This window comes from Martelella sp., from assembly GCF_984369615.1.
Genome location: NZ_CFHTCS010000185.1, coordinates 1 through 8,580, shown reverse-complemented (window position 1 = coordinate 8,580; position 8,580 = coordinate 1). Strand labels below are relative to the sequence as shown.

Genomic DNA, 8,580 nt, shown 5'->3' with positions numbered 1-8,580 from the left:
GCGGCAAACAGCACCACATAGAGCGGCAGGATGTTGAAATAGCTGACCTGATAGGTCATCGCGAAGATGCCGACGGCGGTCGCCAGGGGTTGACGCCAGGCCCAGTCGACACCGTTTGTCGCGCCGAACTCGAAGAGGCCGAAGGCAAAGACGGCCGGCACCGTCATCAAGAGGGCGAGCAGGGTGGACAGCACATGCGCGCCGTAGATCGTCAGCGCCCGCCTCCAGATCACTCTGGCTGTGCTCATCATCGCGCCGGCAAAACGGTGGCTGTAGGCAAGCCCGGCCGAGATGCCGGAGATCAGCACGAAGGCCTCGGCCGCATCGGAAAAGCCGATCATGCGGATGGTGTAGAACGAATACAGGTTCTCCGGCACATGATCGATGAAGATCATGATCAGGGCCAGGCCTCTCAATACGTCGAGGCGCGGATCGCGTCGGCTCCTCTCCGATGGCACCCGCACGAAGGCTTGCGCTCCTCCCTCTTTCACATCCGCTATCCCTGAACGGCCGAATAGGCGGGTTCGGCCTTGCCCGTCTGCGGTTCGCCCGCAAAAGCCTCGCGCGCCGCATCTTCGCCGGCAGCCGGGAGGCCCCAGCGTGCGAGCACCGCATCGCGCAGAAGCATGACCGCCGGCCGCGCGCGCTCCTCGGGCGTGAGAAGCAGGCCGCAACGCGCGGCAAGGCGGCCGCTCGCCGGCGAGGAGCTGGCCGCGATCAGCAGCGGCGAAAGCATCTGCGGCACGGCGATCGGCGTCAGCCACCAGAACAGCGCCGGCGCCAGCACGAAGGCGCCCGTCAGCATGACGATGCCGGTCAGGACGATCCACCAGCTCGCCTTGAAGGCCTCCCCGTAACGGATCGTATGGCCCTCGCGGTCGGATGACGGCCAGCCGCCGTCCATGCCGAAGATGATCTGCATGACCGATCGCGACTGGTACATCAGAGTGATCGGCGCCAGGATCGACGACCAGATGATTTCCGCAAGCGTCGAGGCGAATACGGCGATGAAGCCGCCGAAGCGGCGCGCCTCGCCGGTGACGCCGGAGCGCAGTGCGATCAGCAGTTTCGGGCCGATCAGCAGGCCGCCGACGCCGACGAGCAGCGTCACGGCAAGCGCGGTCTCCGCACGCGGGAAGATCGCTGGCAGATAGGGGCTTGGGAAGTATTCCGGCGGCGGGGCGAACAGAGGCGCGACGATCGAGGCGGCAATGAAGGCCATCCACAGCGGCGAGCTGACATAGGCCATCACGCCCTGCACGAAGGTGAAACGGTTCCAGCCCTTCAGCCCAGGCGCATGGATAAGACGGATATGCTGGAGATTGCCCTGGCACCAGCGGCGGTCGCGCTTGGCATAGTCGATGACGTTCTGCGGCCCCTCCTCGAAAGAGCCCTCCAGATCGGCGTCGACGCGGACGATCCATCCCTTGCGCGCCAGAAGCGCCGCCTCGACATAATCATGGCTGAGGATGTGTCCGCCGAAGGGCGGCGCGCCGGTCAGCGCCGGCAGGCCGCAGCTTTCGGCAAAGGCTTGCGTGCGCACCATTGCGTTATGGCCCCAGAACGGGCCTTCATGGCCCTGCATGCGCGCGAGACCGCGCGTGAAGATCGGCGAGAACAGGCCGGCCGAAAACTGCAGCGCGCGGGCGAACCACGAGCGGGCGGCGACGATCTTCGGCAGGGACTGCAACAGGCCGAGCTTCGGTTCGGCTTCCATGCGGCGCAGCATCTCGACGATCGTCTCGCCTTCCATCAGGCTGTCGGCATCCAGGATCAGCATATACGGGTAGCGGGCGCCGTGGCGGCGAACGAAATCGCCGATATTGCCGGCTTTCTTTCCGGAATTATCGGTGCGGCGGCGATAGAAGACCTGAACGGGCGGAGCGACCTCCGCATGAAGCCTCAGAAACCATGCCTCCTCTTCGGCCGCGATCCTGGGGTCGCGGGTGTCAGACAGGATGGCTATGTCGAAAAGATCTGCGTGTCCGGTCGAGTGAAGGCTCTCGGCCATGGCTGCGGCGGATGAAAAGGTCGCGCGCGGATCCTCGTTATAGACCGGGATCAGGATCGCGACGCGCGCGGCATGACCGCCCTCCGACAGCGTTGCGCGCTGCGGCGTCCTCATCGGCGCGCCGAAAAGCCCGCCAAGCGCGAGCGAAGCGCCCCAGGCGATCCAGGCGGCCGTGGCGGCGCAAAGCGCGATCCTGACGAAATCCACCCAGTCGGTGCCATCGGCGAAGAACACGTCCATCGCCAGCCGCGAGGCGATCGCCGCCACGAAAGCCGCAAACAGAATGGAAATTGTTCGCCTGAGAGCCAGCATCGCTCATCCTCGCATTGACGCCGGCGCCGGAAACCCGTGCTGGCCTTTTCGTTCCGTCCTTAACCCTTCGAAAGCGATCGCGCCGCGCGCGGGCGCTGCCAGGCAAGAACCGGCGACAGCAGGATCGCCACCAGTCCCTTTCGGCGCGGACGCTCGATCATCTGGTCGGGCATCGGCAGCGGCGCCGTTTCGGGGAGAAACCGGGTCATATCCTTGTTTCCGTCAGTCTGGCTGGTCATCGCCTCTTCTCCATTGATAAAGCCATATTTCACTCAGATCGCGGCTGCCGTCGGAAAGCGCTCCAACCAGTTCCACCGGCGCCTCGCCGGCCGGGCGAACATCGATGGCAAGCCGCCAGACGCCTTCGCCCCTGATCGCCGAAACCGTCGAATGAACGATCTCGCCATTGGTAATGTGCAGGCGCTCCTGAAGTTCCGACCCGCCGCCGAGATCATCGAGCGCGCCGCCGGCGAAATCGACCACCAGCTTGCGGACGTCCGCGTCGGCCTCAGTTCCTGATACGCCGCCTTCGCCGCTTCGGATGTCGACCACGCGCGCAATCCGCGCGCGGTCCTCCTCGATCGCGCCCCAGGTCAGGCGATAGGAATATTCGGCCGAACCGCCGGCCTTGGCGGGCGCCTCCGGTTGCCAGAAGGCCACGATATTGTCGTTGACCTCCTTGTCGGTCGGGATCTCGACCAGCGAGATCGACCCCTTGCCCCAGTTGCCGAGCGGCTCGACCAACAGTGACGGCCGGCGCTCGTAATGGGCCTCGGCATCCTGATAGTCCTCGAAATCCCGATGGCGCTGGTAAAGCCCGAAGGCGCGCGGATCGGTCTCGGTGAAGAAGGAATTGGCGAGCTTCTTCGCGTTTTGAAGGTTGCGCCACAGCTCGGTTCCGTCCGCCCGCACGATCTTCAGACCCTCGCTGTCGTGGACCCGCTCGCGATAGTCATCGAAGGCGTGGTGGTTGGCCGGCCCGAACAGGAACATCGACGTCATGGGAGCAACGCCGAGACGGGCGATATCGTTCCGGAAAAACAGCCGCGCCGTCACATCCATGCGCGTGTTCTTGCCGGGCGTGATCACGAACCGGTAGGCGCCGGCCACGCTCGGACCGTCGAGTTCGGCGAAAACGGTGATCTTCTCGCCCTCGGCTGCCGGCCGGACGATGTAGAAGGCGGAGAACCGCGGAAACTCTTCGCCTTCGTTCGTCGCGGTGTTGATTGCCAGCCCGCGCGCCGAAAGCCCGTAGAGATTGCCCTGGCCGAGCGCGCGGAAATAGGACGAACCGAGAAACGAGATCAGTTCGTCGGAAATGTCTGACCGGTTCAGCGGATAATTGATGCGGAAACCGGCAACGCCGGGCAGTTCGACATCCTTGAACTGCTCGGCGTCAAGCGGCGCGCGAAAAATAAAGTCACTGGCCGAGAACACCAGTTTCTCAGCCTTGCCGTTGGCAACCTCGTAGATCTCGACCGGTGTCTTGAACAACCAGCCGAGCGAAAAGGCCTGCAACTGGAAATCCGACTGGTCCCGCCAGATCGCTTTGTTCGGATCGTAGCGGACCGCGCGGTAGTCGTCGTAATGGAGCGCTTCGAACGGCGCGGGGACATTCTGTACCGGTTCCTGATACGGTTTGGCGGCGCGCGCCTTCATTCGGGCCGTCAGCGTATCGAAGGTAAAGGCGTCCGGCGACGGCGCCTCCGCCTGTACGGCGTCGTTCTGGTCCGGCACCTTGGCGGGTTCGACGGCTGCGTCCTGCCCGAATGCGCGCCCTGCAAAGCCGGAAAAAGCCAGCGCGCCGACCGCCGTTTGCGCCAGAAAAAAACGTCTTTTCATTCAAATTCCCGTCGGTTGAAAAAGAAGCTTCCGCAATGTTGCATGGCACCAAATCCAGCGCCGAAACGTCTTCTTTGGAAAGGTCGACCCTTGTCCCGAAACAGCGCGGAAGTTGCCTTCGCGGCACGCGCGGACGAGTCCGTAACGGCGGAGCGCCGGTTCGGTTCCACGTCCAGGCAAAAAACCAATGCAAGTTTCCATGCGTTAACAGATAGGGCCCATTCTTGCGCGCACCAAAAGGGGCTGGAACGCCGCGTTGCATTCCAGCCCCATTTATAAGGCAGCCATTCAACCAAAGAATGGCAAGATCATGGCAATATGCCTTCTTCGCGCCGCAATATTTTCGACCGTCCGGAGGGCGACGTCAAGATGGCGGCGCTGCCGAAAAACGCCTTTTTTATCAGGCGGCTTTCACGATTTCGACGAGTTCGATGGCAAAGTTCAGATCCTGTCCGGCGAGCGGATGGTTGGCGTCGACGGTGACCTGCTCTTCCTCGACCTTGGTAACGATCAACGGCACGGTCTGGCCGTCGGGCGTGCGGGCCTGCAGCTGCATGCCGGGCGCCACGTCAACCTCCGCCGGCATGGCCGAACGCGGCACGACCTGTACCTTCTGCGGATCATGCGGCCCATAGGCCTCGTCGGAGGGAACCTGAACCTGACGGTTGTCGCCGACAGTCATGCCGGCGATCTCGCGGTCGAGTCCGGGAATGATCTGGCCGGCGCCGACGGTGAACTCCAGCGGCTGGCGACCCTCGGAGGAATCGAAGGTCGAACCGTCGTTGAGCGTTCCGGTATAGTGAATACGAACGGTGTCCCCGCTCTTTGCTTCTGCCATTTCGTGTGCTCCTTCCTTGAACACCGAGCGCGACAGCGAAAGACAGGCAAATGCCCGGCCCGCGCCGTAGCGCCGTTTCTCTTTCCTGAAGCGCGTACAAGGTCATTTTCGCGCGCTGCAGAGGATTGAGCCGACACGCTTTCCTGCATGACGACTGGCGGGCACATCCGGAAATCCGGATGTGCCCCATACCTAGTCACTTTCGCCGACTATTTCAAATAGGCCGGAGCCCTTGAATTCGCGGCCCGCCCGCGATAGGTGTCGGAAAGCTCTAACGGGGTGCGGAACGCTGATCCTTGCGTCAACCGCTGAGAGGTGAACACCAACCCGAGGAACCTGATCCGGCTAAAACCGGCGGAGGGATTAGACGCGTGAACCAGAAGACGCCCTTTTCCCTTGTTGATTGCGACAGCACGAAGGAGGCGTCATGTCAGCTCACCATCTGAAAATTGCGGTTACGGCACTGGCAATCGGGGCTGCCGGCGCAGCCCATGCCCAGGACGCCAGGGTGCTGACCGTCTATACCTATGAAAGCTTCAACACGGAATGGGGCCCGGGGCCGCTGGTAAAAGACGCCTTCGAGGCCCGATGCGGCTGCACCGTGAAATTCGTCGGCGCGGAGGATGGCGTGGCGCTCCTGAACCGGCTGAAGCTCGAGGGCCGCACGAGCCCGGCCGATATCGTGCTCGGCCTCGACAACAACCTGATCCACGAGGCGAAGGAGACGGGACTTTTTGCCGCATCGGGGGTCTCGACCGAAAACCTCGCCATTCCCGGCGGCTTTGACGACGATATTTTCGTGCCCTTCGACTACGGCTATTTCGACATCGTCTACGACAGCGAGAGTATCGAAACCCCGCCGACAACGCTCGATGACCTCGTCAACGGACCGAGCGGCGAAAAAATCGTTATCGAGGATCCGCGTACCTCCACCCCGGGGCTTGGCATGCTGTTGTGGATGAAGGCAGTCTACGGCGACGAGGCGGCGGCAACGTGGGAGACGCTTTCAAAGCGCATTCTGACGGTCGCGCCCGGCTGGTCCGAGGCCTACGGTCTCTTCACCAGCGGCGAGGCGCCGATGGTGCTGTCCTACACCACCTCGCCCGCCTATCACCAGATTGCCGAGGAGACCGACCGCTACAAGGCGGCCGATATCGAAGACGGGCTCTATATCCAGATCGAGGTCGCCGGCATGACGGAGATGGCCGAGGACCCGGCGCTGGCAAAGTCCTTCCTCGAATTTATCCTGACGCCCGGCTTTCAGGACGCGATCCCGACGCATAACTGGATGATGCCCGTGGCGCAGACATCCGATCCCCTGCCCGCAGCGTTTCAAAACGCAGTCACGCCGGACAAGACCCTGCAGTTTGCCCCCGACGTGGTTGCGGAAAACCGGCAGGCCTGGATCGATGAATGGCTGAACGCCATGAGCGCGCGGTGACGGAACCGCAGCCGTGTATCTGACAGGGGCGGAGTTCCGCCGCAATCTTTCCGCCGGCCTCGCCGCCCTTCTCGCCGTTCTCGGCTTCATTGCCGTGGCAGTCGCGGCGCTTGCCGGGTTCGGACGGCTTGCCGATGCGGCGGCGGTCCTGGACGAGCCCTATGTCTGGCGCATCCTGCGCTTCACACTCTATCAGGCTTGCCTGTCAACGCTGATCTCCGTCGCTCTGGCCATCCCCGTAGCGCTTGCCATGGCAAGGCGTCCGCTGTTTCCCGGTCGCATCTGGATCGTCCGACTCATGGCCGTGCCGCTCGGACTTCCGGTGTTGATCGGCGCGCTCGGCATTATCGGCATCTGGGGACGGCAGGGCCTGTTCAACGATATGCTGGATCTGGCGGCGCTCGGTCGCCCGCTGCAGATCTATGGCCTGCAGGGCATTCTGATCGCCCATGTCTATTTCAACCTGCCGCTTGCCGCCCGCCTCATTCTGGCGGGGCTTGAACGCGTGCCGCAGGAATATTTCAAGACTGCGGCGATGCTCGCCATGCCGCAGCGCAGCGTGTTCCGCCTGATCGAATGGCCGGTGATCGCGCCGCTGATCGCGGGCGTGGCCGGCCTCATCTTCATGCTGTGCGCCACCTCGTTCACGCTGGTGCTGATCCTCGGCGGCGGGCCGGCGGCGACCACGATCGAGGTTGCGATCTACCAGGCGCTGCGGTTCGATTTCAATCCCGCCCGTGCCGTCGCTCTTTCCGGCCTGCAGATCGTGCTGACAGCGCTGGTCCTTGCTGCCCTTGCCTTCCTGCCGCGCGCCGGCGATCCGGGAACAAGCGCCAGCAGCGAGGCCGGCCGCCGGCCCGATGCGGACCATCGGCTGTCGCGCGGCTTCGATTTCGCTTTGATCGCGCTTTTCACGCTTTGGCTTATCCTGCCGCTCGCCATCATCGTGGTGAAGGGCGCAGGCGCCGGTCTGATCGGTTTGCTCGTCGAACCCGTCTTCCTCAGGGCGACGGCGACCAGCCTCGCCATTGCCCTGTCGGCGGCGCTGACCGCGCTCGCCGTGGCGCTTTCCTTCATTACGGCCATCGGGGCAATCCGAACCTTGAGGGACCCCGGACCCTTTTATCGCGGCAGCGCCGGCGCCATGTCGGCCATGGGCTCGCTTGTGCTTCTGGTGCCGCCGATCGTGCTGGGCACCGGCTGGTTTCTGCTGTTGCGCCCCTTCGGGCTGACCGATGCCGCAGCGCCTGTGATCGTCGCCGCGATCAACGCGCTGATGGCGCTGCCCTTCGTGCTGCGCGTGCTGCAGCCGGCCTTTGCCGTCCATCGGTCCCGCACCGCCCGACTTGCCGCAAGCCTCGGGCTTTCCGGCCTTGCCCGCTTGCGGATCGTTGACTGGCCGGGTCTGAGGAGACCCGTGCTGACGGCGCTGGCCTTTGCCATGGCGCTGTCGCTCGGCGATCTCGGCGCAGTCGCCCTCTTCGGCGGCGATCAGCTGACCACCCTGCCCTGGCTGCTCTACAGCCGGCTCGGCAGCTATCGTACGGACGATGCGAACGGGCTGGCACTGATCCTGGGCGCGCTTTGCCTCGTGCTGATGATCGCCGGCACGCGCGCGCCCCGAAACGCTGGAAGAGGACAGACGTGACGCAATCTCCCTCAATCGTTCTGGACTCCGCGGCTCTTGCCCTCGGCGACAAGAATTTCCGCTTCAGCGGCGAAATCGCCGGCGGCCGCGTGACGGCGGTGACCGGCCGCTCCGGCTCCGGCAAGACCACGCTTTTGAACCTGATCGCCGGCTTTGAAAAACCCGACAGCGGGCGCGTCGTTATCGGCGGCGCGGCGATGAATGGCCTGCATGTGGCAAAGCGCCCGGTCACGGTCGTGTTTCAGGAAAACAATCTCTTTGCCCATCTCGATATCTTCACCAATACCGGCCTCGGGCTGAATGCGCGTCTCAGGCTTGACCGAAACGACAGGCAAAAGATCAGCCATGCCCTTGCCCGCGTCGGCCTTGAGGGTTTTGAAAGCCGCATGCCCGCCTCGCTTTCCGGCGGGGAGCGCCAGCGCGCCGCCTTTGCCCGCGCGCTTGTGCGCAATCGCCCGGTCCTGCTGCTCGACGAGCCCTTTGCCGCG

8 protein-coding genes and 1 riboswitch are annotated in these 8,580 nt (G+C 63.8%); of the genes, 3 read left to right on the top strand and 5 right to left on the bottom strand.

Features of this window, described 5'->3' with window-relative positions:
• From opgC to AC5DC2_RS14595, 5 genes are all read right to left on the bottom strand, one after another.
• A partial coding sequence (gene opgC, locus AC5DC2_RS14615) for an OpgC domain-containing protein (RefSeq protein WP_491698994.1) occupies nt 1-491 on the bottom strand: 491 nt, incomplete at its 3' end.
• Between the two features lie 5 nt (nt 492-496).
• Nucleotides 497-2,323 carry a glucans biosynthesis glucosyltransferase MdoH gene (gene mdoH / locus AC5DC2_RS14610; RefSeq protein ID WP_491698993.1) on the bottom strand — a complete coding sequence of 609 codons (1,827 nt, stop codon included), beginning with the start codon at nt 2,321-2,323 and terminating at the stop codon, nt 497-499.
• Between the two features lie 59 nt (nt 2,324-2,382).
• Nucleotides 2,383-2,532: a hypothetical protein gene (locus AC5DC2_RS14605; protein ID WP_156484747.1), complete on the bottom strand. Its 150-nt coding sequence runs from the start codon at nt 2,530-2,532 to the stop codon at nt 2,383-2,385.
• Between the two features lie 13 nt (nt 2,533-2,545).
• Nucleotides 2,546-4,165, bottom strand: coding sequence for an OpgD/OpgG family glucan biosynthesis protein (locus AC5DC2_RS14600; protein ID WP_491698992.1), 1,620 nt, complete (start codon nt 4,163-4,165; stop codon nt 2,546-2,548).
• Between the two features lie 400 nt (nt 4,166-4,565).
• Nucleotides 4,566-5,003, bottom strand: coding sequence for an FKBP-type peptidyl-prolyl cis-trans isomerase (locus tag AC5DC2_RS14595; RefSeq protein ID WP_024710009.1), 438 nt, complete (start codon nt 5,001-5,003; stop codon nt 4,566-4,568).
• Nucleotides 5,004-5,268: 265 nt separating this feature from the next.
• Nucleotides 5,269-5,383: riboswitch (TPP riboswitch) on the top strand.
• A 47-nt stretch (nt 5,384-5,430) separates the two neighbouring features.
• Here AC5DC2_RS14595 and thiB point away from each other — a divergent pair.
• The 3 genes from thiB to AC5DC2_RS14580 all read left to right on the top strand — a co-directional run.
• A complete protein-coding gene (gene thiB, locus AC5DC2_RS14590; protein ID WP_491698991.1) occupies nt 5,431-6,444 on the top strand; it encodes a thiamine ABC transporter substrate binding subunit in 1,014 nt (337 codons plus the stop codon).
• Nucleotides 6,445-6,457: 13 nt separating this feature from the next.
• On the top strand, nt 6,458-8,092 hold the full coding sequence (gene thiP, locus AC5DC2_RS14585; RefSeq protein ID WP_491698990.1) for a thiamine/thiamine pyrophosphate ABC transporter permease: 1,635 nt from the start codon (nt 6,458-6,460) through the stop codon (nt 8,090-8,092).
• Nucleotides 8,089-8,580, top strand: a 492-nt coding sequence (locus tag AC5DC2_RS14580; protein ID WP_491698989.1) for an ATP-binding cassette domain-containing protein, incomplete at its 3' end; no start/stop codon positions are given. The genes thiP and AC5DC2_RS14580, both read left to right, overlap by 4 nt.

Coding starts and splice junctions, on each gene's coding strand:
- mdoH (WP_491698993.1), bottom strand. CDS start 2,323: ATGCTGGCTCTCAGGCGAACAATTTCCATTCTGTTTGCGGCTTTCGTG.
- AC5DC2_RS14605 (WP_156484747.1), bottom strand. CDS start 2,532: ATGACCCGGTTTCTCCCCGAAACGGCGCCGCTGCCGATGCCCGACCAG.
- AC5DC2_RS14600 (WP_491698992.1), bottom strand. CDS start 4,165: ATGAAAAGACGTTTTTTTCTGGCGCAAACGGCGGTCGGCGCGCTGGCT.
- AC5DC2_RS14595 (WP_024710009.1), bottom strand. CDS start 5,003: ATGGCAGAAGCAAAGAGCGGGGACACCGTTCGTATTCACTATACCGGA.
- thiB (WP_491698991.1), top strand. CDS start 5,431: ATGTCAGCTCACCATCTGAAAATTGCGGTTACGGCACTGGCAATCGGG.